The following is a 14,404-nucleotide window of genomic DNA, read 5'->3' as shown; positions in this document are numbered from 1 at the left end:
ATATTCTTGACCCCGAGAATATGTAAATAACTGGTTTGTTAGGCAGGTTTCCTGACTCACTCTATTTTGAACGCCTTCCCATTCATTCACAAGAACAGTGGCAAAAGATTTGTTCAAAATTTTAAAGAGTTCACAGTAGCGGGCACTGTTTCGGATTCTGACCGAATTCCCTTTTAAATGCTCGAGACGGATGTCTCCAAGCATCACCTTAACGGATGCAAAGATACTTTTAATCTATTTTAGAGAGACTGTATTCAGAAAAATAAATAAAACAAATAGTATGATAGATGCAGTTTATGATATAGATTTTATATTTTTGTAAACCTTAATCCGAAGACCTTTTGTCACTTCGAAAAGCATAATAACCTGGTGCTTTTATGCTTATAAAATACAATACCAAATATTTAACGTTACTTATTATACTTTTATATGGATAAGCTATCTCGTCTATTAATATCCGCTACAACCTCGGGATCGGGCAAAACAACCGTTACATTGGGATTACTCAGAGCTCTGAAAAACAGAGGGCTAAGAACCCAGCCTTTTAAGTGTGGCCCTGATTATATAGATACCAAATACCACGATATGGCATCGGGGAATCATTCGATTAATCTCGATGTATTTCTAGCGTCGTCCGATCATGTAAAATCGGTATACACCAAATATACAGCTCAAAACGATGCCTGCATTGTCGAAGGGGTTATGGGTTTATACGATGGTTACGACCGAATGGAAGGCAGCAGTGCACAAATAGCCGAATTACTCGATCTGCCTGTTGTTTTGGTTATCAATGCCAAATCGATGGCTTATTCTTCGGCAGCTTTATTGTATGGGTTTAAGAACTTTTATAAAGGAATAAAGGTAGTAGGTGTTATCTTCAACTTTGTTGCATCCGAAAGCCATTACAGCTATCTGAAAGATGCTTGTGAAGATGTGGGACTCGAAGCTCTCGGCTATTTACCGAAAGATACAAATGTGGAAATTCCCTCCCGCCATCTGGGTTTAAATATCGAAAAAGAATTTATTTTTGATGAATTTGCAAATAAGGTTGCAGACCTTATCGAAAAGCATATCAATGTTGACCGATTACTCGAGATAACTTCAATAATCAGACCTCTATATATATCGAAAGAGGCAAAGACAGAAAAAGGCAACCTAAATATTTCGGTCGCCTATGACGAGGCATTCAATTTCATCTATCACGAAAATATCGAATACCTGAAACAATTGGGTAACGTTACATTTTTCAGTCCCATTACTGATAAAAAATTACCATCACATTCAGACCTGGTATATCTTCCGGGAGGATATCCTGAGTTATATCTATCGGAATTAAGCTCTAATAAGCCGATGCTGGAAAGCATTAACTCCTATATAGAAAACGAAGGTAAACTCATTGCCGAATGTGGGGGTATGATGTATCTATGTACTTCTATTGCCGATAAAGACGGGGTGGAATATCCGATGGTAAATATTCTGAAACAAAAGGCTACGATGCAGCACATGAAATTGAAATTAGGCTATCGTTCGTTTAATTACAACGGACAATCGATCAAAGGTCACGAATTTCATTATTCTAAAACAGAAGATCCTGAAAATAACCTGTCATCTCTCACTCAAATCCGTAATGCCAAAGGAATGCCAGTAGATACAAAACTGATCAGATATAAGAACACGATTGCAGGATACACACACATCTATTGGGCGGAATTGGATTTAATGAAATTATTCGAATAATCACTCGGCTGATATCTCATTTGTCTTGAAGCCTTATTTACCTTATCTTTGGAGTTCTTATTAATTAACTAAAACTTAAAGAGAATGGCAGAAGCACCCAATTGTCCACAGTGTGACATGGAAAATACGTATTTCGACGGCACAGTATATATCTGTCCCGATTGCAGTTACGAGTGGACTACTGATGGCAATGATGTAGAAGCAGACGACACGCCACGAGACAGCAACGGAACGGAGCTTATCGACGGTGATGCAGTAACGGTTATCAAAGATCTGAAAGTAAAAGGTTCGTCGATGGTCATAAAAAGGGGTACAAAAGTAAAAAGTATCAGACTGACCGAAAATCCTGAAGAAGTAGATTGTAAAATAGACGGATCGAGCATCGTTCTAAAAACATGCTTCCTGAAAAAAGGATAAGAATTAAACTCCTCATATTTAAAGCAAAAGAGTTGATTAGATATTTCTAATCAACTCTTTTTTATTACACTAAAAAGTTACTAAATCTTTTTAGCGATGTAAAATACATAGCCATAGAATTCGTTGTACTTGCTATATATTTCCGCATCGTAACGTTGAAGTTCTACAAATTCTTCAACAGTTTTATTTCCTGCATATTTATCAAGAAACATCTCTTGTGCCCTGATCAATGGAGAAAAATAATGATCTGTCCAACAGGTTGTAGGCAGAGTAAAGGTTGCAACAGGCATATATCCTGCCTTCTCTATCTGAGCTACTTTATTAGAGATGGTATTCATTTCCGGAAAATGCGGCATGCAGTAATTCTCAATTTCAGCAGGACGTTTGTCGGTCAACCACGAACTTTCGGTAACAGCGATATAGCCTCCTGTCTTGAGAAACTTACGCCACTCGTTCAGTCCACGTTCAAAACCGATATTATAAATTGCTCCTTCCGACCAGATCAAATCCAACTCTTCATTCTGAAAAGGAAGATTGTCCATCGAACAGATAACACCTTTTACCCTATCCTGTAGATTCAGCTCACCGGCATTAGTATTGAACCGGTCAATAAATGCCGGAAAAAGATCGAAACCTGTAATATGTCCGGGTGCCTGTTGAGCCAATACCATAGTCTGACCACCTGTTCCACAACCGATATCAGCTATAAGAGATCTATCAGTAAGATTATCGATAAAGCTCAATGCTTTAAGGGTTATTTCGGGACTTCCGGGTCCTTGTCGTTCGGTATTTAAAAAGAATTCACAGATTAAATTAAAATCGAATTCATGAATAGTTGTAATATTTTCGTTACTCATTGTTGTAATGTATTTTGCATACGATATAAAGCATAACGATGCTATTATCATTGTACACAGATAAAAAAAAAACTAAAATTATAATTATAGAGAAATACTCTCGAAAGAAGTTATCCGAGAGCTAACGAAGGGACAATCTGTATCAGAAGAACAGATTGTTTATTACACCAAATCCGATTTTAATAAATTACGTGTCATAGTGCAAAGATACATACTATTTTGTAATAAAGAATACATCCTTGTCAATTATAAATTATCCCCATCTGTAGTTGATATTATATGTTCAAAAAGTTTTATTAATTCAATGATTGGAATCTCAAAGAAATCATACATTTGCATTCCAAATTGGAGATATATAATATTGCACTTAGCTGTTAAGGTAAAGAGATGAAAGTTAAAGGTTATTTTTGGGGTTGTTTGTCATCATCCACATACGGGTTAATCCCTTTATTTGCCATTCCGATATTGGGAAAGGGAATGCTTTATGATTCATTGCTGTTTTATCGGTTTACCTGTACATCATTACTGATTGCCATAATGATGCTTTTCAAAAAAGAATCTTTTGCAATAACACGAAAAGACCTGTTACCCTTAATCTCACTCGGTGTATTATTTGCATTATCAGCACAGTGCTTATTCTGGGGATATCAATATCTAGCAGTAGGTACAGCCGCTACTATACTTTTTCTCTATCCGGTATTTGTAGCTCTGTTGATGGCTGTACTTTTTAAAGAAAAAATCCCTAAGATATCACAGTTAGCTATTGTTATCGCATTTTTGGGAGTGTCCTTATTATACAAAGGCGAAAACGGCACGACACTAAATCCTTTTGGTATTGGGCTTCTACTACTATCAGCATTTATGTATGCTCTTTATATTGTTATAGTTAACAAATCGAGCATAAGCAATATGGCAGGTTCTAAGCTGACTTTATATGCTATGGTTTTCAGTTCCATATTCTTTCTAGTGAAATCTTTACTATCAGGAGGTATACAAGCATTTCCTGATACGATGAGTGTAGTCGATTTAGTAATGCTCGCCTTACTATCTACCGTAATATCTAACATTGCGATGGTATACTCGGTACAATATATAGGTTCTACCGCTACCGCAGTGCTGGGAGCCATGGAACCCGTAACTGCTGTTTGTGTAGGTGTCTTTGCTTTTAATGAGCTGTTTACTAAAAATCTGGCTATGGGTATTTTGCTCATTGTTATAGCAGTATCACTAATAGTTCTGTCCGATTTTATCTCTAAAAAGATTAAATTTAGATTACCTCACAAAACCAAATTCGGCAATAGATAAAAACTATAATTATATAGATAGCAAAGAGTCACAACAGAAATCAGGTGACTCTTTTTTTATTTATATCTTTGCAACCGATTTAAGGTTACAGACCTTTTTATTTTACCTAATATAGCATTTCTGAATGAAAAATATTGCTGATTATGAAATCATGGCACCGGTAGGATCGTACGATTCGCTGGCTGCGGCAATACAAGGGGGAGCCGACTCCATTTATTTCGGCATCGAGGGACTAAACATGCGAGCCAAATCGTCTAATAACTTTACGTTAGATGACTTGAAAAATATCGTAAAAATATGTCAGGAGAATAACATGAAAAGTTATCTCACTGTCAATACCATTATTTACGATAACGATATCAGCCTTATGCATCAGATTGTAGATGCGGCTAAAGCTGCAAATCTATCAGCCATCATAGCATCCGATGTATCGGTAATGATGTATGCACGCAGCATAGGTGTTGAAGTACATTTGTCAACACAACTGAATATAACCAATTCCGAAGCTCTTAAATTCTACGGACAATTTGCAGATGTGGTAGTATTGGCTCGTGAACTGACTCTCGATCAGGTTGCCGATATCTATAAAGATATTACCGAGCAACAGATCAAAGGTCCGAGTGGCGAACTTATCCGTATCGAGATGTTCAGTCACGGAGCATTATGTATGGCTGTTTCGGGAAAATGCTATTTAAGTTTACACGAAAAAGACTTGTCGGCAAACAGAGGGGCTTGCAACCAAATGTGCCGTAGAGGATATATAGTGAAGGACAAAGAGAGCGATATGGAATTCGAAATCGACAATGAATATATTATGTCACCCAAAGACTTGAAAACAATTCACTTCATGAATAAAATGATGGATGCAGGTGTACGGGTATTCAAAATAGAAGGTCGTGCGCGTGGTGCAGAATATGTTCGTACTGTTGTAGAATGTTATAAAGAGGCTGTAAAGTCGTATTGTGAAGGTACATTCTCTGAAGAAAAAATAGCCGATTGGGATACTCGCTTGGCAACGGTATTCAATCGTGGTTTCTGGGATGGTTATTATCTGGGACAACGCTTAGGCGAATGGTCGATGAACTACGGTTCGGAAGCTACCAAGAGAAAAATATACATAGGGAAAGGATTGAAGTATTTCTCAAATATAGGTGTTGCCGAATTTTTGATGGAAACACAATCATTGAAGGTTGGAGATGAAATTCTCATCACCGGACCAACCACAGGTGCAGTTACTCAAATAGTAGAAGAAATACGTGTAGATCTGCAGTCGGTAGAGGAAACGGTAAAAGGTGAAAAGTTCTCTATAAAACTTACGGATAAGATTCGACCTTCTGATAAACTTTTTAAGCTGGTAAAAGTTACTCCCAACAAAAAGTTTGTGGAGAAAAATTAATACGCATTAAACTATTTTGAAATGGTTAAAGACAAGCGGGGAAAAGATTTCCTCGCTTATTTTATTTTTCTGAATTTATTTTATTCATAAAAACAATTGCTAAATCAAAAATATCAATTAGAAAATAATGAGTTTTTTGGAACTAAAACTACTGAGCTTTTGTTTTATAGATAGAAAAAGGAATTACAAAAGTCAAAGTAAAAGAGGGTAAATGACTGAGACAGTAAGAGCGAACTTTATGTATTTAATTTTCTTTAGAAAGGAGGTTAATATCTCAAAAAAAGGAACAACAGTTGTAGAGATTTGTTCGCCTCTCGAAGCAAAAAGAGTGTTCCATCAAAACAGAGTTTTTCATTCAAAAGTAGACTCTGCCTTTTTCTAAACAGTTTATGTTTTCTAGTGTTAGTGTTTTATAAGTGGAAGAGGGAGTGAATAATTATTCATTCCCTCTTTTCTTTTTTTAAAGGTCAAGTACTATTTTCGTCTACAAAACAGGTTGTTTTGCTAGTAAAAACTCAGCTTTCAGCGAAGCAATAGTCTCTTTCACACTGATAATTTTTTTAGCCAGATGGGCATTTACTCCGGCAAAAGCATATCCTTTCTCCATATTTCCTTTAGCTGCATTATAAAGTGCTAAAATAATACAATATGGGCTTTTCGAATAATCGCAAGTTCTGATACAATGATATGGGCAACTTTTGGGTGTTTCCGATCCGCTTTCTACTTTTCTGATAAACAATCCGTCAATAGCTCTTCCGGGCATACCTACGGGACTGTTTATGATTTTTATATCCTCTTTTTTAGAGTCTATAAATACATTTTTAAAAGTAAGCGAAGCATCACATTCATCGGTGGTAACAAATATAGTACCCATTTGTACACCGGATGCTCCCATCTCGATAAAACGGTATATATCTTGTCCCGAATGAATACCTCCGGCTGCAATCACAGGGATGTTTTTATGTTCTTTGTATGTTTGGGCAACTTCAACAACTTCGGGAACAATCTGCTCTAACGAATAGTTTGCATCCTCTAATTGATTGGTTTTAAAACCAAGATGTCCTCCGGCTTTAGGTCCTTCTACAACAATAGCATCGGGTAAATAGTTGTAATTAGCAAACCATTTATCGCAGATTATTTTTGCTGCACGCGAAGATGATACAATAGGTACCAACTTTGTAATACTGTCCGACTTAAGGAAAGACGGTAAATCGAGTGGAAGCCCTGCTCCCGCAAAAATAACATCTGCTTTCTCAGCAATAGATGTACGCACCATGTCGGCAAAATTAGTAAGAGCTACCATAATATTGATACCTACCACTCCTTTTGTTTTTTCTTTTGCTTTTCGGATTTCCTCTTTTAATCCCCAAATACAATCGCTCAGATAATCTGATGCTGGTTGACGATAGAGTAATCCCAAACCGGCACATGAAATAACGCCGATACCGCCTTCGTTAGCAACTGCTGATGCTAGTCCCGATAGAGATACACCAACGCCCATTCCTCCCTGAATAACTGGAAGTTTAATTTCTAAATTTCCTATAAAAAATGATTTCATATATAATGTAAAAACAGACAAATCTAGATGCCCAGAATTTGTCTGTATTGGTTAATCTGAAGCTTATTTAATATTTTGCATTACGATTACCTCAGTGGGCAAATTACACTTTTGGTATTGCCTCTTTCACCACCATTGGGCGACCTAAATGCTCTTTTCCGTTCAGAGTTTGAATTGCATTTTTCGCACTAGCTTCATCCTCCATTTCAACAAATCCAAATCCTTTTGATCTATTTGAAGCTCTATCGATAATTAATTTAGCAGAAACAACTGAGCCGAAATCGGCCAATAATGCTTGTAAATCTGATTCCTTAACTTCGTAGCTAAGATTTCCAACATAAATGTTCATAACAATAAAATTTAATTAAGTGATTTTAAAAACAAGAAGTTGATGTTAAGGTCTATTTCTACAGTAGGAAACTTAATAATCTATTAAGAGAGATAATGCAAGATAAAGAACAAAACAAACTTATTTGTTTCTAAAACTAAAGAACGGAATAAAAATCTATTTGGATACTATATGGAGATAAGTTATTTATCAGAATGAGCCTATTTTACTTTTTTTACATTTCAGGTAACATAAATTAACTATAAAAAATAGGAAATTAAACCATTATTGCATAATCAACCATTTCCGAGACAATCAAATTTGTTCACTTTTTCAACTTGACCGATTGCACTAATTTATCACCGTTAATCTTAAGGACTAGATTTTGAGTCAGCTTGTCGTTTTTCTTCTTCCTAACATTATAGACAATTTCCTTCTCTACAGACAGGTCTACAAATACAATTCCTTTATTATCCTGCTTAGCAAATACCGATTCGGGTTTAAGCGTATAGGTTATCTTTTTTATCTTGTCTTCAGTATATTTTTTCGAGATGGAAGCAACAATGTCAGTACTACTCATTTCTGCAGTATAATAAAAAGCCTTTGGAGTAAATTCTTTAAGTAAATCTTTCGGCTTATTTTCTGACATTTTTTTGAAAAAATCTTTCAAATCGAGGATGAGACTTTCTAAAGATGCACCGCTTAATACTACAATCTGAGAAAGATAATCGTATTTTTCCTTTGCTTCGTTAACATGTGCCCCTGTAATATTACCCAAGCTGGCATTTTCGATATAAGCTTTGTAGGCATCGGCTGTATTATCTTTAAGGGTAGTATTCCAACTCAGAGAGTCCATGATCAGATGTATCTGATCTAAATGAGGTGTTTTGGGATTCTCGCTCAAATAAGCATAGAAAGCATTTATATCGGACGATTTCCGTAGTTTCTCCCAAGCTTGAATTTCTTCTTCCCGAGAAGCTCTTATTCGTTTTTCGGCTTCATCCGCGAAATTACCTTCGGGATACCGTACTAAATACTTTGAATATGATAATGGCGTGTTTTCCTCCACACATTTCATCCAATAGGCTTCTTGTGTTGCCTCGGAATTACGCGACCGGGCAATATCTAAAGCTCCGACTACACCAATAACCACTAGAATGGCAGATCCCAGAATCAAAAAGATAATACCTTTTGACATCTTCGAACGTCTTTTAGGCTCTTCGGGCGAAGGCTCCGCTATGTTATTCTCATCAAGTCGTTCTTCGATTGGAGGTGTAGAATCTACTTTATCAGATTCTACCAGTAAATCAGGTAATGGTTTGTTGATCCGATCATCATCCAGAAAATCGGTAGTATACTGATGATCCATATGATCTTTACACTCCTCGCAAACATTTTCATCCTCTCGTACGGGCTTGCCACAAAAAGGGCATTGCTTAATATCTGACATATATATTATCCTATTAGGGTTTTATTTATCTTCGTATAAAAGATACTTCTTTCTCATTTGTTTGTACTCATCCAAGCCCTTTTGCCATGTTTTACGAATACTTTCTTCGGACTCTCCCGCAACTATCTGTTTTTGAAGTTTGCTTGTTCCTGACAACAGATTCATAAACTTAGGTGATTTAAAGAATGCTGCTCCCAAACCTGATTTATTATAGAAATCAATCAGATATGAAAGTGTCAAGCCTTTGTCAAAATCAATATTTCTAAGATCGTAACCATAACAAAGCTTGTCTTTTTGCAAAGGATTTTTCTCGAATCCGGGTAATGATACAGGGGTAAATGTAAACGTCCCGAATTTAGGATTGGGATACCCCACCACCTGAAAAGGGTAATAAGTACCACGCCCTACACTTACCTGAGTGGCTTCAAAAAAACACAACGAAGCATATAGCTTTATAGACTGATCGTTAGGCAAATTAGGCGATGGCTTAACAGGTAACGAATAAGGGTCGCCATGCTTCCAGCCTTCTACTGTGATAACTTTCAGATTACACTTTAATTTTCCCGTCAACCAACCCTGCCCGTTTATCATCTGAGCCAGTTCGCCCACCGTAAGTCCATGCAAAACAGGTATAGGATGCATCCCGACAAACGATTTATAGGGTGTTTCTAAGATAGGCCCATCAATATAATCATGGGGATTGGGACGATCAAGTATTATACATTCCTTATTATTCTCGGCACAAGCCTCCATCACATAATGCATAGTACTTATATAGGTATAAAAACGTGCTCCTACATCTTGAATATCAAAGATCACAACATCAACACCATTCAGCATTTCGGGAGATGGCTTTTTATTCTTACCATATAGTGAGACAAGGGGTAATCCCGATTTTATATCTTTACCATCTGCCACCTGTTCTCCGGCATCTGCATTTCCTCTGAAACCATGCTCAGGAGCAAAAATTTTAACTACATTTACATGGTTGGAAAGAAGAGCATCGAGTAAATGGGTACCGTCTGATAAACAACTCGTATGATTAACAACAAGTGCTACATTCTTGTTCTTCACCAGAGGAAGAAGTTTTTCTAATTGATCAGCTCCTACTTTTATTTTATTTGCTCCAAGAGCAGAAACGCAGAATAAAACTGAAAATAGTAACAATAAAAAACCTTTTTTCATAAAAATCGTTATTTACTTTGTAAAGATAAGTGTTATTGTCATCTAAATAAAGCCTTTGCCAAATGAATCCTATAGACATAATCAAAAAATATTACGAAGAGAGCTCCTCACTATACAATATCCTCATTAATCATAGTTCGGATGTAACTAAAAAAGCATTGGAGATAGCCAAGAAACATCCCGAATTAAATATCGACATGCACTTTGTTCGTGAAGCGGGAATGATGCACGACATTGGTATCTTTATGACCAATGCACATTCTATAGATTGCTATGGCGAATACCCGTATATAGCCCATGGATATCTGGGAAGCGAACTATTACAAAAAGAAGGACTACCTAAGCATGCTTTGGTCTGCGAAAGACATACCGGAGCAGGTTTAACCCTTGACGAAATAATAGAACAGAAATTACCTCTACCCCATCGTGATATGATGCCCATCAGTATCGAAGAAAAAGTAATATGCTTTGCCGACTGCTTTTTTTCTAAGACGAATTTAGGTGAAGAGAAAAGTATAGAAACCATAAAAGGCAAACTTGCCAAGTTCGGCGAAAGATCAGTACGCCAATTTACGGAATGGTGTGAGCTATTCTTGTAAAACCAAATATACAATTTCAGCCTAAACTCAGAATAGTTAATTAAGATTTCTATTACCTATTGTATAGTTAATACAATATCAGCTACCCTATGACCATTATTTAAAATATGTAAAACAAACCGATTATAGAGCTTTTCACCTATAATCGCACTATCCACATATACAAATCACTAATAAACAGAAGAAAGGAAGACAAAAGGATTTCATCCAAAGACTGTCGGCTTTGTGTTAAATAGACGTACTCAGACTATTTGTGCCCATAATTCAGACGAATTACACACATGCAACACATTAAAGAATACTAATTTTGGTTTGAAACAATACAAAAATTTAACCTTTCAGAACCCTCAGAGTAGAGACTCTTAGTGATTAACCTTTTTTAAATTTAAAGCTTATGATAAACAAGCGAGTTTACTATTCCCCGTTATTCAAACGAATACTCATGGGGAGTACAATGCTCTTCCTTACTACAGGAATAGCTTTTGCAGAACACAAGGGCATGATACCCGAAAGCACCGGCATAACACAGTCTCAACAACAGAAAGCAATAACAGGCACTGTCGTAGATCAAAATGGCGACCCTATTATAGGAGCTTCCGTAACAGTAAAAGGTGCCACGATAGGAACGGTAACCGATCTCGATGGAAAGTTCTCATTGGACGCACCTGCCAATTCAACCCTGTTAATCAGGTATGTTGGTTACATAAACCAAGAGGTAAAAGTTGGAAGCCAAACCCAAATCAACATCACATTAAAAGAAGATACTCAATCTTTGGATGAAGTAGTTGTTGTGGGATATGGTGTACAGAAGAAAGTAAACCTCACGGGTTCCGTATCCAATATCAAAATGAGCGAATTAGTAGAAAGTCGTCCTATTGCCAATGTATCACAAGGGCTTGCAGGTATGGCTGCCGGAGTACAGGTTACTTCGTCTTCAAACCGCCCGGGGGAAAACAATGCCTCCATAATGATCCGCGGACAAGGTACTCTAAATAATTCGGCTCCCTTGGTAATAATAGATGGTGTTGAAAGTAATATCAACAGCGTGAACCCTCAGGATATCGAGGATATGTCTGTATTAAAAGATGCTGCATCGGCAGCAATATACGGATCGAGGGCGGCCAACGGAGTTATACTTATTACCACCCGAAAAGGTAAAGCCGGTAGTGTAAAAGTGGATTATAACGGATATGTATCTTGGGAAACCATCAGTAACAAATTTAATCTGGTGAGTAACTATGCCGATTACATGGAGTTGATAAACGAAGGTTTGGCAAACTCTAAACTGGCAACCAAATTTTCTAAAGACAAGATCAATGAATGGAGAACAGGCACGGATCCTCTAAAGTATCCAAATACCGATTTGATGGAGGCTTTGTTTGAAACAAATGTCGGAACCAATCATAACTTATCGGTAAGCGGTGGTTCTGAAAAGGTGAAGTTTTATACTTCATTCGGTTATCTGGATTCTCCCGGTATTATGGAAAATGTTGCATACAAACGTTATAACCTGAGAACTAACCTCGAAGCAAATATAAAACCATGGTTAACATTAGGAACTAATTTGAGTGGTTATCTGGGACAAACCGAATCGGGATCAGGTATCGCTGATACCGAAGATGCTTCAAGTATTTTCACTTTCTCGTCGGCAACTACTCCCGGAATGGTATTTAGAGCACCCGATGGAAGATACGGTGCAATGAACAACACCGAAGACGATGCTCAATCGGCAAATAACAATCCATTATATCGTTTAAATTACAGAAAAGGAACTAACGAAAACCGCCATCTTAAATCGCGTTTTTATGGAACATTAAAACCGATTGAAGGATTAAGTGTTACAGGATCGTTTAACTACATCTTTACTGACAAAATAAAAGATCAGCAACCCATATTTATTCCTCAATGGAATTTCCTGACAGAAACAATGACTTCCGATGGTGTGGGCAAAACTTCAATAATGAATAGCGACTTCAAATGGAATAACTATTTGATGGATGCTGTTGCAACCTATACCAACAATGTATCTAAATTGAATTACTCGATAATGGCAGGAGCCAGTCAGGAATTATTCAGATACAAATGGTTCCAAACAACTAAGCAAGATCTCTTAGATCCTGATTTAGGATCTATAAATGGTGCAACCGGAGCTGCCAGTGCCAGCGGAAATACAGTAGAATGGGCTATGCGTTCTTTCTTTGGACGTATCAATCTGAACTGGGATGAAAAATATTTACTTGAATTCAATATGCGTGCCGACGGATCATCGCGATTCACCAAGGACAATCGTTGGGGATACTTCCCTTCTGCTTCAGCAGCATGGAGAATAGATCAAGAGCCATTTATGCAGGACTTGGTTGCGAAAGGTCTCAGCAATTTTAAATTAAGAGCTTCTTACGGTGAGTTAGGGAATAATGCATTAAGTAGTTCCGATGCCAATATCAACGGAAACTATTTGGCTCAATCATTATATGGTGCCAGTAATTATATTACCAACAATCTTGTAGCGATGGGTGTAGCTCAAACAGCAATAGCGAATGCCAGTTTAACTTGGGAAAGAACTAAAGCTGCGGGTATAGGGCTTGATTTTGGACTTTTGGGTAATAAACTGAGCGGAACTCTTGATTATTTCCATAAGACAACAGAAGATATATTGATCGACTTACCTATTCCTTTAGTAAATGGAAATGCAACGGCTCCACGTCAAAATGCAGGAACAGTCGTGAATAAAGGTCTAGAGATTTCTCTCGGATGGCAAGACAAGATACAAGAGGTTTCTTATTATGCAAATACCAACTTCACTTTCTTAAATAATAAAGTGACCAAATTTAAAGGCGATGTAATGTCTTTAAGTGGAGCGAACATGATAAAAGAAGGATATGCCATCAATACACAATATGGACGCGTTGTAGACAGATTGATCCAAAATCAGGAAGATCTGGATTATGTACAAAAATTTATAGACAATTCGAAGTCCCCCAATCCATTCGGATCAGGTAAAAGACCCGAATTAGGAGATCTTATGTACAAAGACTTAAACGGCGATGGTGTTATTAATGATGATGACCGAACTGTAATAGGACATGGACCTACTCCTACATTCACTTTTGGTATAAATCTAGGGGCTGCGTACAAAGGTTTTGACTGCTCTGTGCTGATACAAGGTGCAACCGGTATGGAACAAGTTTTATTAGATAATTACTACCGTCCTCAGGTACGTACCGGATACCAGCTCAACAAAAAAATTACAGACGGCAGATGGTATGAAGGAAGAACAGGAAATGCATCATTTCCTCGCCTATTGGAATACAGCGATACACGTAACACAATTATCAGCGACTTCTGGGTACAGGACAAGTCCTACGTTAAAATAAAGAATATACAATTAGGATATACCTTACCTAAATCCGTGGTGTCACGTTTATCTATCGACAGGATACGAGTTTATGGTAGTTTAGAAAACTTCTTCACATTTACCAGCTATGATGGATTAGATCCTGAGGTGAGCGGTTTTGCTTATCCAACTTCTAAACAGGCAGCAATAGGTATCAATGTAACATTCTAACATCTTA

General features: G+C 37.1%; 11 protein-coding genes and 1 riboswitch. Of the genes, 6 read left to right on the top strand and 5 right to left on the bottom strand.

Translation table 11 applies throughout. The features are described from left to right. Positions 1-23: 23 nt before the first annotated feature. A riboswitch (cobalamin riboswitch) is annotated at positions 24-226 on the bottom strand. A gap of 203 nt (positions 227-429) precedes the next feature. Together G7050_RS11290 and G7050_RS11285 are read left to right on the top strand one after the other, a co-directional pair. Beyond that, the gene (locus tag G7050_RS11290) at positions 430-1,737 is read left to right on the top strand and encodes a cobyrinate a,c-diamide synthase (RefSeq protein WP_166115423.1); all 1,308 of its coding nucleotides are present in this window, start codon (positions 430-432) and stop codon (positions 1,735-1,737) included. 84 nt (positions 1,738-1,821) lie between these two features. After that, on the top strand, positions 1,822-2,154 hold the full coding sequence (locus tag G7050_RS11285; protein ID WP_166115421.1) for a zinc ribbon domain-containing protein YjdM: 333 nt from the start codon (positions 1,822-1,824) through the stop codon (positions 2,152-2,154). 80 nt (positions 2,155-2,234) lie between these two features. Here the strand turns inward: G7050_RS11285 and G7050_RS11280 are convergent, their stop codons facing one another. Next, entirely contained in the window at positions 2,235-3,011 is a 777-nt protein-coding gene (locus G7050_RS11280) for a class I SAM-dependent methyltransferase (protein ID WP_166115420.1), read from the bottom strand. 387 nt (positions 3,012-3,398) lie between these two features. Here G7050_RS11280 and G7050_RS11275 point away from each other — a divergent pair, with 387 nt between their 5' ends. Both G7050_RS11275 and G7050_RS11270 read left to right on the top strand, forming a co-directional pair. After that, complete coding sequence (locus G7050_RS11275) at positions 3,399-4,316, top strand: DMT family transporter (RefSeq protein ID WP_166115417.1); 918 nt, start codon at positions 3,399-3,401, stop codon at positions 4,314-4,316. Between the two features lie 124 nt (positions 4,317-4,440). Next, on the top strand, positions 4,441-5,712 hold the full coding sequence (locus tag G7050_RS11270; protein ID WP_185154934.1) for a peptidase U32 family protein: 1,272 nt from the start codon (positions 4,441-4,443) through the stop codon (positions 5,710-5,712). A 484-nt stretch (positions 5,713-6,196) separates the two neighbouring features. Here G7050_RS11270 and G7050_RS11265 read toward each other — a convergent pair whose 3' ends face one another. The 4 genes from G7050_RS11265 to G7050_RS11250 form a co-directional block, all read right to left on the bottom strand. Then, positions 6,197-7,270, bottom strand: coding sequence for a nitronate monooxygenase family protein (locus tag G7050_RS11265; RefSeq protein WP_166115414.1), 1,074 nt, complete (start codon positions 7,268-7,270; stop codon positions 6,197-6,199). Positions 7,271-7,373: 103 nt separating this feature from the next. Beyond that, positions 7,374-7,619: an RNA-binding protein gene (locus G7050_RS11260; RefSeq protein ID WP_166115413.1), complete on the bottom strand. Its 246-nt coding sequence runs from the start codon at positions 7,617-7,619 to the stop codon at positions 7,374-7,376. Positions 7,620-7,923: 304 nt separating this feature from the next. Further along, complete coding sequence (locus G7050_RS11255) at positions 7,924-9,048, bottom strand: hypothetical protein (RefSeq protein ID WP_166115411.1); 1,125 nt, start codon at positions 9,046-9,048, stop codon at positions 7,924-7,926. Positions 9,049-9,069: 21 nt separating this feature from the next. Then, entirely contained in the window at positions 9,070-10,233 is a 1,164-nt protein-coding gene (locus tag G7050_RS11250; RefSeq protein ID WP_166115408.1) for an exo-beta-N-acetylmuramidase NamZ domain-containing protein, read from the bottom strand. Between the two features lie 62 nt (positions 10,234-10,295). Here G7050_RS11250 and G7050_RS11245 point away from each other — a divergent pair, with 62 nt between their 5' ends. Next, positions 10,296-10,832, top strand: coding sequence for an HDIG domain-containing metalloprotein (locus G7050_RS11245; protein ID WP_166115405.1), 537 nt, complete (start codon positions 10,296-10,298; stop codon positions 10,830-10,832). A gap of 394 nt (positions 10,833-11,226) precedes the next feature. After that, complete coding sequence (locus tag G7050_RS11240; protein WP_166115402.1) at positions 11,227-14,397, top strand: TonB-dependent receptor; 3,171 nt, start codon at positions 11,227-11,229, stop codon at positions 14,395-14,397. Positions 14,398-14,404: the final 7 nt, after the last annotated feature.

This window comes from Dysgonomonas sp. HDW5A, from assembly GCF_011299555.1.
Classification (GTDB): Bacteria; Bacteroidota; Bacteroidia; order Bacteroidales; family Dysgonomonadaceae; genus Dysgonomonas_A.
This window is presented reverse-complemented; position numbering and strand designations above follow the sequence as displayed.

What these genes read in the sequence shown, in the direction of transcription:
- G7050_RS11260 (WP_166115413.1), bottom strand. Translation starts at nt 7,619, where the DNA reads ATGAACATTTATGTTGGAAATCTTAGCTACGAAGTTAAGGAATCAGAT.
- G7050_RS11270 (WP_185154934.1), top strand. Translation starts at nt 4,441, where the DNA reads ATGAAAAATATTGCTGATTATGAAATCATGGCACCGGTAGGATCGTAC.
- G7050_RS11290 (WP_166115423.1), top strand. Translation starts at nt 430, where the DNA reads ATGGATAAGCTATCTCGTCTATTAATATCCGCTACAACCTCGGGATCG.
- G7050_RS11245 (WP_166115405.1), top strand. Translation starts at nt 10,296, where the DNA reads ATGAATCCTATAGACATAATCAAAAAATATTACGAAGAGAGCTCCTCA.
- G7050_RS11275 (WP_166115417.1), top strand. Translation starts at nt 3,399, where the DNA reads ATGAAAGTTAAAGGTTATTTTTGGGGTTGTTTGTCATCATCCACATAC.
- G7050_RS11285 (WP_166115421.1), top strand. Translation starts at nt 1,822, where the DNA reads ATGGCAGAAGCACCCAATTGTCCACAGTGTGACATGGAAAATACGTAT.
- G7050_RS11250 (WP_166115408.1), bottom strand. Translation starts at nt 10,233, where the DNA reads ATGAAAAAAGGTTTTTTATTGTTACTATTTTCAGTTTTATTCTGCGTT.
- G7050_RS11240 (WP_166115402.1), top strand. Translation starts at nt 11,227, where the DNA reads ATGATAAACAAGCGAGTTTACTATTCCCCGTTATTCAAACGAATACTC.
- G7050_RS11280 (WP_166115420.1), bottom strand. Translation starts at nt 3,011, where the DNA reads ATGAGTAACGAAAATATTACAACTATTCATGAATTCGATTTTAATTTA.
- G7050_RS11265 (WP_166115414.1), bottom strand. Translation starts at nt 7,270, where the DNA reads ATGAAATCATTTTTTATAGGAAATTTAGAAATTAAACTTCCAGTTATT.
- G7050_RS11255 (WP_166115411.1), bottom strand. Translation starts at nt 9,048, where the DNA reads ATGTCAGATATTAAGCAATGCCCTTTTTGTGGCAAGCCCGTACGAGAG.